The following is a 17,005-nucleotide window of genomic DNA, read 5'->3' as shown; positions in this document are numbered from 1 at the left end:
CCCACGCCCGGCCCTGCCCCCGTACCCCCGGCACTCCTGAGCCGGGGGTACGGGTCCGCGCGGCATGAACCGACGCGCGAGCGGGACAAGTTGATCTTTTTGGCTGACGCAAAGAAGAAGCTCGACCGCGAACTGGAGATCGCCGGTGCCGTCATCGTCGCTGGCACGGCCCTGGCGTTCTTCACCCTCGGCGCCACCGAAATCGCTGCGGCGGCAGCCGCCGCCACCATTGTCGAGCTGGCGGCAACTGTGGGCGTGGCCCTCACTACCGAGGTCGCCACCATCGCCGGCACCGTCTTCGCGACCGCCGCCATCGCGGGCATCGAATCCGTCACCGTGGACCTCGCCGTCGCGCAACCGCTCAAGATAGCGGCGGGACTCCAGCCCGGCTTCAACCTTGACGAGGCGCAGGATGCCGGAGTCTACGGAGGCCTTGCAGGCGGAGCCTTCGGTGGAGCCGGGAAGGCCTTCCAGGTCGCGAGGGAGGGCGGCGGTTGGACCAGCCTCCTGGGAGGTGTCCGACTACCTGGCTACACCCCGGAATTCGCGTTGCCCAGCGGGCTCGCGGTCGAGGCGGGCGATCTCGGCATGCTCCTTCGCGACGGAGAGCCGAACGCCTGGCCTCGCAGTAAGCGCAAGGGACCACTCAGCCCCAAGTATCGTGCCGACATTGCGGGCGACGAAGGGAACAACGGCTCGCATACCCATCGAGCGGCACGTGAAGATGACGACGCGCGACCTCCGGTTGGCTGCGCCTTCTCGCGCTCGTCGAGGAGGCAGCTGCGGACGGCAGGGAGGAGTTCAACCCGCTCGTCGAGCTCAACCCGCAGGAGCGGCGCGACGTCATCACCCTGCCCGCGAGCATCGGCCGACTGACCGCGGTCAAGCATCTGAGGCTCTACGGCAGCAACCTGGTGCGGCTTCCCCCGGAGATCGGCGCCATGACCAGCCTGGAGGAGTTCAGCCCGTACACCTCTCACCGGCTGCACTGGTTCCCGTACGAGATCACCCGCTGCTCGAAGCTGGTGCGAAGCACGGTCAGCACCCGCTCGCTGTTCGGCAACTTCAAGTTTCGCCCGCCCTTCCCCCGGCTGCGGACGACGGACGGGCCTCCCTTCGGCGACCACCTCGCCGCGCTGGAGCCGAAGCGGTGGGGCACGACAAGCATCAGCTCCTGCAGCGTCTGTGACGGTCCGGTGGAGGGACGAGAGCTTCACCAACGGTGGATCTCCCTCACGGTCGCCACCGACGTCCTGCCACTCCTCGTCAATGCCTGCTCGACCGCCTGCGTCGCCGCGCTGCCGCCCAGCACGCTCACCAACCTCACACAGGCGGATGGGACGTGGCCCAGCCGTCGGCCGACTGGGCCTGATTCCCTCCCACACGCACAAATGCCCGCCGGTGGTGGGCTAAGCGGGCAGCGATGGCGCTGCGCAGACCGTCGCCGTCGTCGTCGCCGTCGCCGTCCGAACCGTCGGCTTGGTCAACGGTACTCAAGAAGCGGGACCTGCCGCCCGTGGCGTGCCCTTACTGCTAAGGGGGACGCATCGGTCCGATGTCCTCTCGGCCCAAGGCGGCGCGCGGCGAGCTGACCGTCGGGGCACTCCTGGTTCGCAAGCTGCGGCAGGAGGCGGCGACGCCCTGCGCCCGGATCACGTATCCAAACCCTGCGGCTCACTCATCGACGCCGTCCGCCCGAGAACGACACGCGCCTGCCCGAGGGGGAGCGCCGCAGGGGTCGACAGGGCGATCGTCTCGAAGCGCCTTGGGCCCTCGCCCGTGACGATCACCACAGACCTGTACGCGGCCGAGAAGGCGGCGTCCCTCGCGCCGCGTCGGCGGCTCGGCTGGCTCGCCTGATGGCACGACGGCCCCCGGAAACGCCAAAGCCGCAGGTGCAATCGTTTCTGCACCTGCGGCTCGCAGTGGGGCGGGTGGGACTCGAACCCACGGCCGACGGATTATGAGTCCGCTGCTCTAACCGGCTGAGCTACCGCCCCTTCACGGCGTGGCGCGTACACGTGTGCGCGCCGTCTGCCGCAGCATAGCCGCTCATACGATCTCCTGCCTCGGATGCCTCGCATGATCGGCTTCGCCTGTCCAGAGAGACCGCGCTGAGGGCTGCCCGGTTCCCGGACGGGGCGCCAAAGAAAAGAAGAGGACCCCTCAGGGCCCTCTTCTTGTTCCTTGCTCCCCCGGCTGGACTCGAACCAGCAACCCTCCGGTTAACAGCCGAATGCTCTGCCAATTGAGCTACAGGGGACCGCGCTCCCCCGACTGGACTCGAACCAGTAACCTGCCGGTTAACAGCCGGCTGCTCTGCCAATTGAGCTACAGGGGATTGCTGCGGTGCATCGAACAGCCCACCTCCGGCGTTGCCGGGGGGCGAGTGCCCGTTGCGAGTCATAGATTAGCGCAAGCAGGGGGGTGCTCCGCCAATCGGTATCGACAGCGGGCCGGGCACCACACGACGAAGGGTGACAGGCATGCGGTACAAGGTCACGTTCGTGGTCGGACTGGCCCTCGGGTACGTGCTCGGAACCCGGGCCGGACGCGAGCGCTACGAGCAGCTGCGGAAGTCCGCGCGGCAGCTCGCCCAGAATCCCGCGGTGCGCAATGCCGCCGAGACCGCGGGCCAGACCGGGCGTGAGTTCGCCGGGAAGGCCTTCACCGCGGTGAGCCACAAGGTCGGCGACGCCGTCCCGGACTCGCTCGCCGGGCGGGTACGGGGGCTGCGCGACCGGGTCGGCGGCGGCGCCGGCGAGGACGACTGGGGCACCAGCAACACCTGAGCTGCACAGGTCCGTGCCGGGGCCCACGGGATCCATGAGGTTCCGGGGGCTCCGGACCGGTCGAGTCCGGCCCCGCGTGCGGCAGAATTCACCGCATGGGGATAGTCGCCGGGCTGGACAGCTCTTCCGCGTTCACACGCATCGTCGTCTGTGACACCGAGACCGGCGCCGTGCTGCGCCAGGGGTACGCACCCCATCCACAGCCCACGGGTGAACCGGAAGGCGCGAATCCCCACGAGACCGACCCGCAGGCCTGGCTGCTCTCGCTCGGCGAGGCCGCCGGCGGCGGGCTCCTCGAAGGGGTCCAGGCCATAGGGGTCTCCGCCCAGCAGCACGGCCTGCTGCCGCTGGACCCGCAGGGCGCTCTGGTACGCCCCGCCCTCGTCGGCAACGACAAGCGCGGCCAGGTCGCCGCCGCCGACCTCATCGACGCCTACGGCGGCCGGCACGGCTGGGTCGAGGCGGTGGGCTCGGTCCCGCACTCCGCGCAGCCGGTCGCGAAGCTGGCCTGGCTGGCCCGCAACGAGCCCGAGGCCGCCCGCCGGATCGCCGTGCTGATGTCCCCGCACGACTGGCTCGTCTGGCAGCTGCTGGGCCGCCCGGCCCGCCGGACCACCGACCGCGGCGGCGCCTCCGGTACCGGGTACTGGTCGGCGGCCGCCGGAACCTGGCGCCCCGACCTGGTCGAGCTGGCGCTCGGGCACCGGGCGCTGCTGCCCGAGGTGCTCGGCCCGGCCGATGCCGCCGGGACCACGCCCGAGGGGCTGCTGATCTCCGCCGGAACCGGCGAGACGATGGCCGCCGCGCTCGGGCTGGGGATGGGCCCCGGCGACGCGGTGGTCTCGCTCGGTGCCTCCGGTTCGGTGATGGCCGTGCACCACGAGGCGGTGTCGGAGCCGGGCGGGCTGGTCACCTCGCTGGCCGACGCCAGCGGCATGCACCTGCCCGTGGTGAACACCTCCAACGCCGTACGGGCGCTGCGCGGCACCGCCGAGCTGCTCGGCACCGATCTGGAGGGGCTGTCCGAGCTCGCGCTGAAGTCGACGCCGGGCGCGCACGGCCTCGTACTCCTGCCGTACCTGGAGGGTGAGCGGACCCCGAACCTGCCGCACGCCGCCGGCACCCTGTCCGGGCTGCGCCGGGACTCGATGAAGCCGGAGCACCTGGCCCGGGCCGCCTTCGAGGGCATGCTGTGCGGGCTGGTGGACGCGCTGGACGTACTGCGCTCGCGCGGGGTCGAGATCCGCCGGGTGTTCCTGCTGGGCGCGGCGGCCGAGCTGCCCGCCGTGCAGGCCGCGGCCCCCGGGCTGTTCGGCACGCAGGTCGTCGTGCCGGCGCCGGCCGACTACGCGGCGCTGGGCGCGGCCCGCCAGGCGGCCTGGGCGCTCGGTGTGGCGCAGGGCACCCTGGCCCCGCACACCCCGCCGGTCTGGCCGGCCCCCGCGGCCCAGGTCTTCGAGCCGGGCGAGGAGTTCCCGGCGTGGCAGGCGGTGCGCCAGCAGTACATCGCGACGCGGGAGCAGATCCACCCCGGGGCGTTCTAGGTCCTGCCGGCCGGGCAGCGCCTACGTCGCGGGTCGGGGCGGGCTGGTCCTTTTGACCGGCCTTTGCGAAATCCGGTGGGGATCACAGGGCCCGTTGGCCCAAGATGGGTTGAACCCCTCGATCATGCCGACCGGAGCCTGCGCGTGCTCATACGACTTCTGCGGACCCATCTGGGTACGTACCGGAAACCCATCACGGTGCTGGTCCTGCTGCAACTGCTGCAGACCAGCGCCAGCCTCTACCTGCCCACACTCAACGCCGACATCATTGACAACGGTGTCGTCAACGGCGACACCGGTTACATCCTGCGCTTCGGCGCGCTGATGCTCGGCGTCTCCCTCGTCCAGCTCGTCTGCAACGTCGGAGCCGTCTACTACGGTGCCCGCACGGCCGCGGCCTTCGGCCGGGACGTCCGCGCCGCGATCTTCGACCGCGTGCAGAGCTTCTCGGCGCGGGAGCTCGGCCAGTTCGGTGCCCCGTCGCTGATCACCCGTACGACGAACGACGTCCAGCAGGTCCAGATGCTGGTGCTGATGACCTTCACCCTGATGGTCTCGGCCCCCATCATGTGCGTCGGCGGTATCGCCATGGCGCTCTCGCTCGACGTGAAGCTGTCGGGCGTGCTGCTCGCCGTCGTCCCTGTGCTCGGGATCTCGGTCGGCGCGATCGTCTTCAGGACGCGGCCTCTGTTCCGCCGGATGCAGGTGCGCCTGGACACCGTGAACCGGGTCCTGCGCGAGCAGATCACCGGCAACCGGGTGATCCGCGCCTTCGTCCGCGACGACTACGAGAAGGACCGCTTCCGCGAGGCCAACGCCGACCTGACCGGTGTCTCGCTGGCCGCCGGCAAACTGCTGGCCTTCATGTTCCCCACGGTCATCGTGGTCGTGAACATCTCCAGCGTCGCCGTCATCTGGTTCGGTGCGATGCGCGTCGACAGCGGCGGCATGGAGATCGGCCAGCTGACGGCCTTCCTCGCCTACCTGATGCAGATCGTCATGGCCGTGATGATGGCCACCTTCATGTTCATGATGGTGCCGCGGGCCGAGGTCTGCGGGGAGCGCATCCAGGAGGTTCTGGACACCGAGTCCAGCGTGGTGCCGCCCAAGGACCCGGTGCGCGAACTCGCCCGCCGCGGCCGCCTGGAGCTGCGCGGCGCCGACTTCCGCTACCCGGGCGCCGAGGCCCCGGTCCTGCGCGGGGTGGACCTGGTGGCCCGCCCCGGCGAGACCACGGCGGTCATCGGCTCCACCGGAAGCGGCAAGTCCACGCTGCTGGGCCTGGTCCCGCGCCTGTTCGACGCCACCGGCGGCGAGGTCCTCGTCGACGGGGAGGACGTCCGCGTACTCGACCCGGACCTGCTGGCCAGGACGGTCGGCATGGTGCCGCAGAAGCCGTACCTGTTCTCCGGGACCATCGCCTCCAACCTGCGCTACGGGCGCCCGGACGCGAGCGACGAAGAGCTCTGGCAGGCGCTGGAGGTGGCCCAGGCCAGGGAGTTCGTCTCCGCGCTGGAGGGTGGCCTGGACGCCCCCGTCAGCCAGGGCGGAACCAATGTCTCCGGCGGCCAGCGCCAGCGTCTGGCCATCGCCCGCACGCTCGTGCAGCGCCCGGAGATCTACCTCTTCGACGACTCCTTCTCGGCCCTGGACTACGCGACGGACGCGGCGCTGCGCGCGGCGCTCGCCCGCGAGACCGAGGACGCGACCGTGGTCATCGTCGCCCAGCGGGTCTCCACGATCCGCGACGCCGACCGGATCATCGTCCTGGACGAGGGCCAGGTCGTGGGTGAGGGACGCCACCACGAGCTGATGGCCGGCAACGAGACCTACCGGGAGATCGTGCTCTCCCAGCTGACGGAGGCGGAGGCCGCATGAGCGGGCCCGGAGGACGGATGATGATGGGGCCGGCCCAGCGGTCCATGGACTTCAAGGGCTCGGGCAGGCGGCTGCTGCGTCAGCTCGCGTACGACCGGGCCAAGATCTGGGGCATGGTCGCGGCCGTCGTCGGCAGCGTCGGCTGCGCGGTGGTCGGCCCGAAGATCCTGGGTGAGGCCACCGACCTGGTGTTCGCGGGGATCGTCGGCCGCGAGATGCCGGCCGGGACCACCAAGGAACAGGCGCTGGACGGCCTGCGCGCCCGGGGCCAGGACGGTATGGCGGACATGCTCGCCGGTACCGACTTCACCCCGGGGCAGGGCATCGACTTCGGTGCCGTCGGGGTCGTCGCGATCTGGGCGCTGGTGGTCTTCACCCTGGCCGGCCTGCTGATGCTGGTCGCCACACGGCTGTCGAACCACGTCATGAACGGCACCGTCTACCGGATGCGCGAGGAGCTCCAGGCGAAGCTGTCGCGGCTGCCGCTGTCGTACTTCGACCAGCAGAAGCGCGGCGAGGTGCTGAGCCGGGCCACGAACGACATCGACAACATCGGCCAGACGCTCCAGCAGACGATGGGCCAGCTGCTGAACTCGCTGCTGACCATCGTCGGCGTACTCGTGATGATGTTCTGGATCTCGCCGCTGCTGGCGCTGGTCGCGCTGGTGACCGTACCGCTGTCGGTGTTCGTCGCCGCGAAGATCGGCAAGAAGTCGCAGCCGCAGTTCGTGGCGCAGTGGAAGGCGACCGGCGCGCTCAACGCCCACATCGAGGAGATGTACTCGGGCCACAGCCTGGTCAAGGTCTTCGGCCGGCAGAAGGAGTCCGCGGCCGTCTTCGCCGAGCAGAACGAGGCGCTCTACCGGGCCTCCTTCAAGGCGCAGCTGGTCAGCGGCATCATGCAGCCGGTGATGTTCTTCATCTCGAACGTCAACTACGTGCTGATAGCCGTCGTCGGCGGGCTCCGGGTCGCCTCCGGCACCCTGTCGATCGGTGACGTGCAGGCCTTCATCCAGTACTCGCGGCAGTTCTCGATGCCGCTGACGCAGGTCGCCTCGATGGCGAACCTCGTGCAGTCCGGTGTCGCCTCGGCGGAGCGGGTGTACGAGCTGCTGGATGCGGCGGAGCAGGAGCCGGACGCCGAGGTTCCGGAGCGTCCGCAGGAGCTGCGCGGTCAGGTCACCTTCGACAAGGTGGCGTTCCGCTACGAGCCGGACAGGCCGCTGATCGAGAACCTCTCGCTCACGGTCGAGCCGGGCCACACGGTCGCGATCGTGGGCCCGACCGGCGCCGGAAAGACCACGCTGGTCAACCTGCTGATGCGGTTCTACGAGGTCACGGGCGGGGAGATCGCCCTCGACGGGGTGGACATCGCGAAGATGACCCGCGAGGAACTGCGCGGCGGCATCGGCATGGTGCTCCAGGACACCTGGCTGTTCGGCGGCACCATCGCGGAGAACATCGCCTACGGTGCTTCGCGCGAGGTCACCCGCGCCGAGATAGAGGAGGCGGCGCGGGCCGCCCACGCGGACCGGTTCATCCGCACCCTGCCGGACGGCTACGACACCGTGCTGGACGACGAGGGCGCGGGGGTCAGCGCGGGCGAGAAGCAGCTGATCACGATCGCCCGGGCGTTCCTGTCGGAGCCGGTGATCCTGGTGCTCGACGAGGCGACGAGCTCGGTGGACACCCGTACCGAGGTGCTGATCCAGAAGGCGATGGCGCGCCTCGCGCGCGGCCGTACGTCCTTCGTGATCGCGCACCGGCTCTCCACGATCCGCGACGCGGACGTGATCCTGGTGATGGAGAGCGGATCGATCGTGGAGCAGGGCACGCACGAGGAGCTGCTGGCCTCGGGCGGCGCGTACGCGCGGCTGTACGCGGCGCAGTTCGCGCAGGCGGTGGCCGAGGTCGACTAGGCCGTCTCCTTCGCGGGCCGCACGGCGGAGGGGCACCCGGGGACGGGACGTACCCGGGTGCCCCTAGTGCTGTGACCGGCAAGGTTCACCGGGTTACGACGCCCGGCACGGCACCTCATCCCCCAGACTCCGTCCGGGGGGACCCCCAGGTTGTCGGACCGCGCACGTACGTCCAGTACGAGCCGCGGCCCTCCGTCTTGCGATGCTTCCCCTAGGCCCTGCGGGCCTGGGGAGACCCCATGCACCGGACGCCGCAACCCGGCAAACCTTTCCGGCCACAGCACTAGCATGACGGGCATGGCATTGGACGTGGTGATTCGCCCTGCTCGGGCGGAGGACGAACGCGAGATACTGGAGCTGTTCCGCTCGACATGGTCGCGCGTGAGCAAACCCGGGCCCGAACGCCCGGCCGACGCAGCCGTCTTCGACGAGCGGCACCCCGTGGAGAACTACCTCGTCGCGGAACGCGGGCAGAGGATCGTCGGGTACATCGCCCACGCCCCGGCCAGCCCCCTCGAAACCAATCGGCACGTGCGGCACATCCAGGGACTGGCAGTCCTCGAATCCGCCCGTGGCAGCGGGGTCGGGCAGGCCCTCGTCGAGGCTGTCTGCGCCGCCGCGCGGGCCGGTGGTGCCCGCCGCATGAACCTGCGCGTGCTCGGCCACAACGAGCCGGCGCAGCAGCTCTACAGGCGGTGCGGCTTCGCGGTGGTCGGCGTCCTGCCCGAGGAGTTCCTGCTGGACGGGGCCTATGTCGACGACGTCTGGATGAGCCGGAGCCTGTCCGACCCGCACGATCCCGCGCAGCGGCAGCCGTAGCCGTAGGCGAGCGACGGGTGGGGGCGCCTGGCGGGGCGCCCCCTATTCCGTCGGTCCGTCAGTCCAGGTAGCCGCGGAGCTGGTCGGCGAAGGCGTGGTCGCGAAGCTTGTTGAGGGTCTTGGACTCGATCTGGCGGATCCGCTCGCGCGTCACGCCGAAGATCCGCCCGATCTCCTCCAGGGTGCGGGGCCGCCCGTCGGCGAGGCCGTACCGCAGCTGCACGACCTTGCGTTCGCGCTCGCCGAGGGTCGACAGGACGGCTTCGAGGTGTTCCCGCAGCAGGAAGAAGGCGGCCGACTCCACGGGCGAGGCGGCGTCCCCGTCCTCGATGAGGTCGCCGAGCGCGACGTCGTCCTCCTCGCCCACGGGGGCGTGCAGGGAGACCGGCTCCTGGGCGAGGCGGAGCACCTCCAGGACCCGCTCGGGGGTCAACTCCAGGTGGACGGCCACCTCTTCGGCCGTGGGCTCGTACCCGCGCTCCTGGAGCATCCGGCGCTGCACGCGGACGACCCGGTTGATCAGTTCGACGACGTGGACGGGCACGCGGATGGTCCGGGCCTGGTCGGCGAGGGCCCGGGACATCGCCTGCCGGATCCACCAGGTGGCGTAGGTGGAGAACTTGTACCCGCGGGCGTAGTCGAACTTCTCGACGGCCCGGATCAGCCCGAGGTTCCCCTCCTGCACGAGGTCGAGCATGGTGAGTCCGCGGCCCACGTACCGCTTGGCGACGGAGACGACGAGCCGCAGGTTCGACTCGATGAGCCGGCGTTTGGCCATCCGCCCCATGACGACGAGCTTGTCGAGGTCGAGGGCGAGCTGGGAGTCGAGGTCGGGGGTGCTGCCGAGCTTCTCCTCGGCGAACAGGCCGGCTTCGACGCGTCGCGCGAGGTCCACCTCCTCGGCGGCGGTGAGCAGCGGGATCCTGCCTATCTCGCGGAGGTACTGCCGGAACAGGTCGGCGGACGGTCCCGCTCCGCCTCCGTTGTCGGTGCTGCTGCGCCTGCGCTGCACGGGCACCGGCTCGATCAGCTCCGGTACCTCGGGCTCTTCGTCCACGGCCTTGGCCTCCGAGGACTCGCTCACGTTCACGGTCAGGGTCCGGGTCTGCACGGGGGCGACCTCCAGGGCTCCGAGGACGGGGGCACCGCACCTCAGTGTGGGGTACGACACATCGCGGCCACGAGGGGCGTGCGAGCACTTTCTGAGTCCGGTGCGTGACCGGATGGTTACCCGCCGGCGGGAACCCCGATGCGGATCGGACACATGTCCGAGATGATCGACTCCATGTCGGAGTACGAGACCCACGTGACGTTGCGCTGCGCGGACGCGGCCGAGCCGGCGCGCCTCGACGCCTGGGCCGGGGCACGGGAGTTGAAGGTCACGCACATCCTGCTGGCCCGCGGCCGGATGGTGTCCCAGCCGATGCCGACCCTGCCGGACCGCACGGGCCACGAGCTCCTGGTGAAATCCGTTCGCAGGAGCGGGAGTTCGCGCTGTACGGCAGCGGCCTGTCGGCGGACGACGGGTGGATCGAGGACTAGGTCCTGTCGTCAAAGTAGCGTCGGGCCCGCGGCTACTTTGACGACAGGACCTAGGCCGGCTCGACGCGGACCGCGCAGACTTTGAACTCCGGCATGCGGGACGTGGGGTCCAGGGCCGGGTTGGTCAGGGTGTTGGCGCGGCCCTCGCCCGGCCAGTGGAAGGGCATGAAGACCGTGTCCGCCCGGATGGTGTCGGTGATGCGGGCCGGGGCGACGGCCCGGCCGCGACGGGAGGTCACGGCGAGGGGGCTGCCGTCGACCGCGCCGATCCGGGCGGCCAGCCGGGGGTGGAGTTCCACGAAGGGGCCGGGGGCGGCCGCGTTGAGCTCGTCCACCCGGCGGGTCTGGGCCCCGGACTGGTACTGGGCGACCACCCGGCCGGTGGTGAGCAGCAGCGGGTAGTCCGCGTCGGGCACCTCGGCGGCGTCGCGGTGGGAGACGGGGGCGAAGCGGGCCCGGCCGTCGTCGGTGGCGAAGCGGTCCAGGAAGAGCCGCTCGGTGCCCGGGGGGTCTTCGGTGCCTTCAGGGCCTGCCGGGCAGGGCCAGAAGACGCCCTGTTCGGCCTCGATCCGGGCGTAGGTGATGCCCGAGTAGTCCGCGGGGCCGCCGGCCGAGGCGCGGCGCAGTTCCTCGAAGACCTCCTCCGGCTCGGTGGGGAAGCCCTTCTCGACGCCCAGGCGGGCGGCGAGTCCGTGCAGGACGTCCAGGTCGCTGCGGACCCCCGGCGGCGGGGTCAGCGCCCGGCGGCGCAGCAGGACGCGGCCCTCCAGGTTGGTGGTGGTGCCGCTCTCCTCCGCCCACTGGGTGACCGGGAGGACCACGTCCGCGAGGGCCGCGGTCTCGGAGAGGACGACGTCGGCCACGGCGAGGAAGTCCAGGGAGCGGATGCGGTCCTCGACGTGTCCGGCGCGGGGGGCGGACACCACCGGGTTGGAGCCCATCAGTAGCAGTGCCTTCACGTCCGTACCGAGGGCGTCGAGGAGTTCGTAGGCGCTGCGGCCCGGGCCGGGGAGGCTGTCGGGGTCGACGCCCCAGACCCCGGCGACGTGGGCGCGGGCCGCCGGGTCGGTGAGCTTGCGGTAGCCGGGGAGCTGGTCGGCCTTCTGGCCGTGCTCGCGGCCGCCCTGGCCGTTGCCCTGCCCGGTGAGGCAGCCGTAGCCGGACAGCGGGCGGCCGGCCCGGCCGGTGGCCAGGCACAGGTTGATCCAGGCGCCGACGGTGTCGGTGCCCTTGGACTGCTGCTCGGGGCCCCGGGCGGTGAGGATCATGGCGGATTCCGGGGCGCAGAACATCGCCACGGCCTCGCGGAGCCTGGGGACCGGTATCCCGGTGATGCGCTCCACCAGCTCCGGCCAGTGGGCCATCGCGGCGGCCCGGGTCTCCTCCCAGCCGGTGGTGCGGGCGGCGATGAACTCCTCGTCGGTCCGGCCTTCCGCGACGATCAGGTGCAGCAGGCCGAGCGCGAGGGCCAGGTCGGTGCCGGGGCGCGGGGCGAGGTGCAGGTCGGCCTGTTCGGCGGTGCGGGTGCGGCGCGGGTCGATGACGATCAGGGTGCCGCCGTTGGCCCGCAGCTCCGTGAGGTAGCGCAGGGCGGGCGGCATGGTCTCGGCCAGGTTCGAGCCGACGAGGATCACGCAGCCGGTGCGCGGGATGTCCGCCAGCGGGAAGGGCAGCCCGCGGTCGAGCCCGAAGGCCCGCTGGTGGGCGGCGGCGGCGGAGGACATGCAGAAGCGGCCGTTGTAGTCGATCTGCGAGGTGCGCAGGGCGACGCGGGCGAACTTGCCGAGCGCGTAGGCCTTCTCGTTGGTGAGCCCGCCGCCGCCGAAGACCCCGACGGCGTCGGGGCCGTACGTGCGGCCGGTGCGGGCGAGCCCCTCGGCGACGGCGTCGAGGGCCTCCTCCCAGGTGGCCGGCTCCAGCAGCCCGGCGTGGGTGCGGACGAGCGGCCGGGTCAGGCGCACCCGGGAGGAGAGCACGGCGGGGGCGGTGCGGCCCTTGCCGCACAGCGCGCCCCGGTTGACGGGGAAGTCGGCCCGCTCCTCCACCGCCACGGTGGCGCCGCCCGGTTCGGGGCGCAGCCTCATCCCGCACTGCAGGGCGCAGTAGGGGCAGTGCGTGTCGGTGACGGAGTCGGAGGTGTGCATACGGTCCAGCGTGGGTCGGCGGTGTTACGCCGGCCGCCGCTGCGCGTTACAAGTCCGGGTGCTCCGCCTCAGCGCCGCCGGACGGCTGCGGTGAGGCCCGGCGCAGCGGCGGGCGGTCGACGGGTTCGACGTACACGATCCGGCCGTCGACGACGTCGAGGTTCAGGAACCCGTTGCCCGGGTCGAGGGCGACCATGCGGTGACCGGGACCGTACGGCGTGCCGGGCGGATGCCGGTGGGTGTGGAAGCTCTGGCAGAAGTCGTCGCGGCAGTCGCACGCCGCCGGCGGCACGCGAATGTGCAGCCGTCCCGCCGGGGGCGCAGGGGTGGGTCACTGTCCGGTCAGGTACTTCACCGTCAGGCCGGCGGTCCAGCCGCCGTCGACGGCGAGTTCGGCGCCCGTCATGTAGCCGGCGGCGTCGGAGAGCAGGAAGGCGATCGCCGCGGCGATCTCCTCGGGGACGCCGACGCGGCCGAGCGGGGCGCCGGGGTAGTTGCCCTCGCCCGCCCGGATGCCGATCGGGGCGGTCATCGGGGTCAGGGTCATGCCGGGGTGGACGGAGTTGACGCGGATCCCCGCCTCGGCGAGTTCCACCGCGCCGATCTTCGACAGGCCGCGCACGCCCCACTTGGAGGCCCCGTACCCGGCGGTGAGCGCGAGGCCGGTCAGGCCGGCGGCGGAGGAGATGTTGACGACGGACCCGCCGCCGTTCGCGCGCAGCAGCGGGATCGCGGTCTTGATGCCGATGAACACGCCGACCAGGTTGATCTCGATGACCTGGCGGAAGTGCTCGACGCTCTCGTGCTCCAGGAACTGGCCGGTGGAGATGCCCGCGTTGTTCACCAGGCCGTCGATGCGGCCGAACTCGGCGACCGCGTGGTCCAGTGCCGCCTGCCAGTCCGCCTCGCTGGTCACGTCGTGCCGCAGGAATCGCGCCGCGCCGCCGAGCTTCGCGGCCGTCTCGGCGCCCTCCGCCTCCAGCACGTCGGTGATCAGCACCCGGCCGCCGCCGTCCACGACGGCCTGCGCGGCCGCGGCGCCGAGGCCCCGGGCTCCACCGGTGATGACGACGACCTTGCCGCTCAGATCCACAACAGCCACGGTTCCACACCCCTGACGCTCGTACGGACTGACCGGCATATGACTAATCGGCATAACCGGCGCCGCGTCAGTCTGCCAGAGCGGCCAGGGCCTGCGACACCCCTTCCTCCTTCGGCCCCAGGAAGCGCGGGGCGGGCTTGAAGGCCGCGTCCAGCGCCGCCTTGCCCGCCGCGAAGACCTCGCGGGTCTCGCCGTAGTACCAGGTGGCGTCGTGCACGTCGGCGACCCCGACGCCGTACGACTCCAGGCCCGCCGCCTGGCACAGGGCGACGGCCCGGCGGATGTGGAAGCCCTGGGTGACCAGCACGGCCCGCTCCACGCCGAAGATCTCCTTGGCCCGCACGCAGGAGTCCCAGGTGTCGAAGCCCGCGTAGTCGCTGACGATCCGCCCGTCCGGCACCCCGTGCGCGGTGAGGTACGTGCGCATCGCGTCGGGTTCGTCGTACTCGGTGCGGCTGTTGTCCCCGGTGACCAGCACGACCTTGACCTTGCCGGTGCGGTACAGCTCGGCGGCGGCGTCGAGCCGGTCGGCGAGGTACGGGGTCGGCCGGCTCCCCAACAGGCCCGCGCCGAACACCACGGCCACCTCGGCGGCGGGCGCGTCGGCCGTGGTCCGCAGCCGGTCGGCGGCCACCGCGTGCATCCATGCCGAGGGCAGCAGCGCCAGCACGCAGCCCGCCATGACGGCCTGCACCGCCCGCCGCCGGGTCCGTACGCTGCGCAGCGCCGCCACCGCCCGGCTCCACTCGACTCTCGGCAGGCGCGGTCGGCGCATCATCCATCCCCTGGTGTCTCGGCTGCTCGTCCGCTGGTCAGGACGCGTACCGGGGCCGCGCGGTTCGCCCGGCCCCCGATCTCCGGCAGGTACGCCGCCGGCCGCGCCGGCTCCGAACAGCCGCGCCGGGCGCCCTGTGAGCACACGGCAAAGACCCGTCATCCCCGCGCAACGCGGCGGCAACCTCCGGCGCGGAGGATCGGTTCATGACGGAGCCGGTGCACCCTCCCGAGTTTCCCGCCCTCCCCTTCGACAGCACGGCCGAGCTGCTCGGCCGCATCACCCTCCAGCTGGGCACCCAGCTCAGCGGCCTGCGCCGACCCGGAGTCCGCCCATGCAGCCCACCCTCGTCGCAGTGGCCCACGGCAGCCGTGACCCGCGCGCCCTGCACACCGCCCTCGCCCTCCTCGAACGGGTCCGCGAACTCCGCCCCCGGCTCGACGTCCGGCTCGGCCACGTCGAGCTGAACGAGCCGCTGCTCGACGACACCCTGGACGGGCTGTCCGGCTCGGCCGTGCTCGTCCCGCTGCTGCTCGGCCGCGGATACCACGTCAAGCGTGATCTCCCGGCGGCCGCCGCCCGGGCCGGCCACCTTCTCACCCGTGTCGCCGCCCCGCTGGGCCCGCACCCGCTGCTCGTCGAGGCCCTGTACGAGCGGCTCCTGGAGACCGGCTGGACCCCGGCCCCCGGTTCGGCCGTCGTGCTGGCCGCCGCCGGTTCCCGCGACCCCGACTCGGCGGCCGACACCCGCCGCACCGCCGCCCAGCTCTCCGAACGCCTCGGCGGCGTCCCGGTGACCCCCGCCTACGCCTCCGCCGCCGCGCCGAGCGCGCCCGAGGCGGTCCGGGCCCTCGCCGCCCGCGGTCACCACCGGATCGCCGTGGCCTCGTACTTCGCCGCTCCCGGCCGGTTCGCCACCCAGACCGCCGCGGCGGCACCCGGCCCCGCCGCCGCACCGCTGGGCGATCACCCGGCCCTGGCCCGGCTGCTGCTGCACCGCTACGACGAGGCCCGCGCGCTGCCCGTAGGGGGTGTCCTGCCGATCGGGCCGGAACTCGTCTCCGCCTGATCCCGGTTTGTCAGTTGTTCCGGTTACCGTCTCTGCATGGAAGGCACCACGCACGCCCTCACCGACGACCACCGCGACCTCTACGGCGCGGCCGACACCGAGCGCTGGGCCGCCGAGCCCGACAAACGGCCCGGCCGGACCGCCTTCCAGCGCGACCGCGCCCGTGTGCTGCACTCGGCCGCGCTGCGCCGCCTCGCCGGGAAGACCCAGGTCGTCACCCCCGGCAGCCGTTCCTACGACTGGGACGCGAGTCCCCGTACCCGCCTCACCCACTCGCTGGAGTGCGCCCAGGTCGGGCGGGAGCTCGGTGCCGCGCTCGGCTGCGACCCCGACCTCGTCGAAGCCGCCTGCCTCTCCCACGACATGGGCCACCCGCCTTTCGGCCACAACGGCGAGGAGGCGCTCAACGAGTTCGCCAAGGACTGCGGCGGCTTCGAGGGCAACGCCCAGTCGCTGCGCCTGCTGACCCGCCTGGAGCCCAAGCGGTTCGTGCCCGATCCGGCGAGCGGGGAGCTCGTCAGCGTCGGCCTCAACCTCACCCGGGCCTGCCTGGACGCCGCCACCAAGTACCCGTGGGCCCGCGGGGACCACCCCACCGACCCCGGCTCGGTGAAGTTCGGCGCGTACGAGGACGACCTGCCGGTGTTCGCCTGGCTGCGCCGCGGCGCGCCCGCGGACCGCAAGTGCTTCGAGGCCCAGGTCATGGACTGGGCGGACGACGTCGCGTACTCCGTCCACGACTTCGAGGACGGCCTGCACGCCGGCCACCTCGACCCCAACATGCTCTACGCCGAACCCGAGCGCACGGCGATCTGGCAGGTGGCCATCGGCCGGTACGTCCCCGCCGACACCGCGCCGGAGGAGCTGCGGGCCGCCCTCGACCGTTTGATGGAGCAGGAGTGGTGGCCGCACGGGTACGACGGTTCGGCCGTCGCCCAGTCCCGGCTGAAGGACGCCACGAGCCAGCTGATCGGCCGGTTCTGCCTGGCCGCCGAGGGGGCCACCCGGGAGGCGTACGGCTCCGGCCGCCTCACCCGGTACGGTGCCGAACTGGTGATCCCGCGCGAGGCGCGCAACGAGTGCGCGGTGCTCAAGGCGGTCGCCGACCTGTACGTGATGCAGCGCGACGAGCAGGAACGGATCCGTGCCGACCAGCGCATCGTCCTGGCCGAACTCGCGGAGGCGCTGAGCGCCCGCGCGCCCGAGGGACTGGACCCGCAGTTCCGGGCGATCTTCGACGCGGCCCAGGACGACAAGGCGAGGAAAAGGGCGGTCATCGACCAGATCGCGTGCCTCACCGACGCATCCGCCCGTTCCCTTCACGCACGCCTCACCCGGCGCGGCCGACGCGCCGAAAGGTGAGCTGATCGAGCCACTCCCCCTTCACGCGGCAGGCTCGGTGCGGGACGCTCGCATGTGCT

At 71.9% G+C, this 17,005-nt stretch carries 13 protein-coding genes, 3 tRNA genes and 1 pseudogene; 8 read left to right on the top strand and 9 right to left on the bottom strand.

Features of this window, described 5'->3' with window-relative positions:
• Positions 1 to 99 precede the first annotated feature (99 nt).
• Positions 100 to 876 (top strand): hypothetical protein, encoded by a 777-nt coding sequence (locus ACZ4YL_RS05635; RefSeq protein WP_468113962.1) that lies wholly within the window; start codon positions 100 to 102, stop codon positions 874 to 876.
• A 1,050-nt stretch (positions 877 to 1,926) separates the two neighbouring features.
• On the opposite strand, the gene ACZ4YL_RS05630 is transcribed toward ACZ4YL_RS05635, so the two are convergent.
• The 3 genes from ACZ4YL_RS05630 to ACZ4YL_RS05620 form a co-directional block, all read right to left on the bottom strand.
• Positions 1,927 to 2,000, bottom strand: a tRNA-Ile gene (locus tag ACZ4YL_RS05630).
• A 190-nt stretch (positions 2,001 to 2,190) separates the two neighbouring features.
• Positions 2,191 to 2,263 (bottom strand) — tRNA-Asn (locus tag ACZ4YL_RS05625).
• Positions 2,264 to 2,268: 5 nt separating this feature from the next.
• A tRNA-Asn gene (locus ACZ4YL_RS05620) sits at positions 2,269 to 2,341 on the bottom strand.
• Between the two features lie 145 nt (positions 2,342 to 2,486).
• On the opposite strand from ACZ4YL_RS05620, the gene ACZ4YL_RS05615 reads away from it, so the two are divergent.
• The 5 genes from ACZ4YL_RS05615 to ACZ4YL_RS05595 all read left to right on the top strand — a co-directional run bounded on the left by ACZ4YL_RS05615 (position 2,487) and on the right by ACZ4YL_RS05595 (position 8,952).
• Positions 2,487 to 2,792 (top strand): YtxH domain-containing protein, encoded by a 306-nt coding sequence (locus tag ACZ4YL_RS05615; RefSeq protein ID WP_351149383.1) that lies wholly within the window; start codon positions 2,487 to 2,489, stop codon positions 2,790 to 2,792.
• A 95-nt stretch (positions 2,793 to 2,887) separates the two neighbouring features.
• Entirely contained in the window at positions 2,888 to 4,336 is a 1,449-nt protein-coding gene (locus ACZ4YL_RS05610) for an FGGY family carbohydrate kinase (protein ID WP_468113960.1), read from the top strand.
• 144 nt (positions 4,337 to 4,480) lie between these two features.
• Positions 4,481 to 6,214: an ABC transporter ATP-binding protein gene (locus tag ACZ4YL_RS05605; RefSeq protein WP_468113958.1), complete on the top strand. Its 1,734-nt coding sequence runs from the start codon at positions 4,481 to 4,483 to the stop codon at positions 6,212 to 6,214.
• Positions 6,211 to 8,133: an ABC transporter ATP-binding protein gene (locus ACZ4YL_RS05600; protein ID WP_468113956.1), complete on the top strand. Its 1,923-nt coding sequence runs from the start codon at positions 6,211 to 6,213 to the stop codon at positions 8,131 to 8,133. Before ACZ4YL_RS05605 ends, ACZ4YL_RS05600 begins: the two co-directional genes overlap by 4 nt.
• A gap of 297 nt (positions 8,134 to 8,430) precedes the next feature.
• The gene (locus ACZ4YL_RS05595) at positions 8,431 to 8,952 is read left to right on the top strand and encodes a GNAT family N-acetyltransferase (protein WP_468113954.1); all 522 of its coding nucleotides are present in this window, start codon (positions 8,431 to 8,433) and stop codon (positions 8,950 to 8,952) included.
• 58 nt (positions 8,953 to 9,010) lie between these two features.
• Here ACZ4YL_RS05595 and ACZ4YL_RS05590 read toward each other — a convergent pair whose 3' ends face one another.
• From ACZ4YL_RS05590 to ACZ4YL_RS05565, 6 genes are all read right to left on the bottom strand, one after another.
• Positions 9,011 to 10,123, bottom strand: coding sequence for an RNA polymerase sigma factor (locus ACZ4YL_RS05590; protein WP_468113953.1), 1,113 nt, complete (start codon positions 10,121 to 10,123; stop codon positions 9,011 to 9,013).
• A gap of 56 nt (positions 10,124 to 10,179) precedes the next feature.
• Positions 10,180 to 10,398, bottom strand: a complete 219-nt coding sequence (locus ACZ4YL_RS05585) for a hypothetical protein (protein WP_468113951.1) — start codon at positions 10,396 to 10,398, stop codon at positions 10,180 to 10,182.
• Positions 10,399 to 10,544: 146 nt separating this feature from the next.
• Entirely contained in the window at positions 10,545 to 12,638 is a 2,094-nt protein-coding gene (locus tag ACZ4YL_RS05580; protein WP_468113949.1) for a molybdopterin oxidoreductase family protein, read from the bottom strand.
• Positions 12,639 to 12,684: 46 nt separating this feature from the next.
• A complete protein-coding gene (locus ACZ4YL_RS05575; protein ID WP_468113947.1) occupies positions 12,685 to 12,930 on the bottom strand; it encodes a hypothetical protein in 246 nt (81 codons plus the stop codon).
• Between the two features lie 39 nt (positions 12,931 to 12,969).
• Complete coding sequence (locus ACZ4YL_RS05570) at positions 12,970 to 13,779, bottom strand: glucose 1-dehydrogenase (protein ID WP_468113945.1); 810 nt, start codon at positions 13,777 to 13,779, stop codon at positions 12,970 to 12,972.
• A gap of 28 nt (positions 13,780 to 13,807) precedes the next feature.
• Positions 13,808 to 14,515 (bottom strand): SanA/YdcF family protein, encoded by a 708-nt coding sequence (locus ACZ4YL_RS05565; protein WP_468114098.1) that lies wholly within the window; start codon positions 14,513 to 14,515, stop codon positions 13,808 to 13,810.
• A gap of 206 nt (positions 14,516 to 14,721) precedes the next feature.
• On the opposite strand from ACZ4YL_RS05565, the pseudogene ACZ4YL_RS05560 reads away from it, so the two are divergent.
• Both ACZ4YL_RS05560 and ACZ4YL_RS05555 read left to right on the top strand, forming a co-directional pair.
• Positions 14,722 to 15,584, top strand: a pseudogene (locus tag ACZ4YL_RS05560) (sirohydrochlorin chelatase).
• A gap of 36 nt (positions 15,585 to 15,620) precedes the next feature.
• On the top strand, positions 15,621 to 16,946 hold the full coding sequence (locus ACZ4YL_RS05555; protein WP_468113943.1) for a deoxyguanosinetriphosphate triphosphohydrolase: 1,326 nt from the start codon (positions 15,621 to 15,623) through the stop codon (positions 16,944 to 16,946).
• Positions 16,947 to 17,005: the final 59 nt, after the last annotated feature.

The organism is Streptomyces sp. NPDC030021 (genome assembly GCF_055574035.1).
This window is presented reverse-complemented; position numbering and strand designations above follow the sequence as displayed.

Excerpts from the sequence above, each read along its gene's own strand:
- ACZ4YL_RS05580 (WP_468113949.1), bottom strand. The coding sequence starts at position 12,638 with ATGCACACCTCCGACTCCGTCACCGACACGCACTGCCCCTACTGCGCC.
- ACZ4YL_RS05615 (WP_351149383.1), top strand. The coding sequence starts at position 2,487 with ATGCGGTACAAGGTCACGTTCGTGGTCGGACTGGCCCTCGGGTACGTG.
- ACZ4YL_RS05600 (WP_468113956.1), top strand. The coding sequence starts at position 6,211 with ATGAGCGGGCCCGGAGGACGGATGATGATGGGGCCGGCCCAGCGGTCC.
- ACZ4YL_RS05570 (WP_468113945.1), bottom strand. The coding sequence starts at position 13,779 with ATGCCGGTCAGTCCGTACGAGCGTCAGGGGTGTGGAACCGTGGCTGTT.
- ACZ4YL_RS05565 (WP_468114098.1), bottom strand. The coding sequence starts at position 14,515 with ATGCGCCGACCGCGCCTGCCGAGAGTCGAGTGGAGCCGGGCGGTGGCG.
- ACZ4YL_RS05610 (WP_468113960.1), top strand. The coding sequence starts at position 2,888 with ATGGGGATAGTCGCCGGGCTGGACAGCTCTTCCGCGTTCACACGCATC.
- ACZ4YL_RS05555 (WP_468113943.1), top strand. The coding sequence starts at position 15,621 with ATGGAAGGCACCACGCACGCCCTCACCGACGACCACCGCGACCTCTAC.
- ACZ4YL_RS05595 (WP_468113954.1), top strand. The coding sequence starts at position 8,431 with ATGGCATTGGACGTGGTGATTCGCCCTGCTCGGGCGGAGGACGAACGC.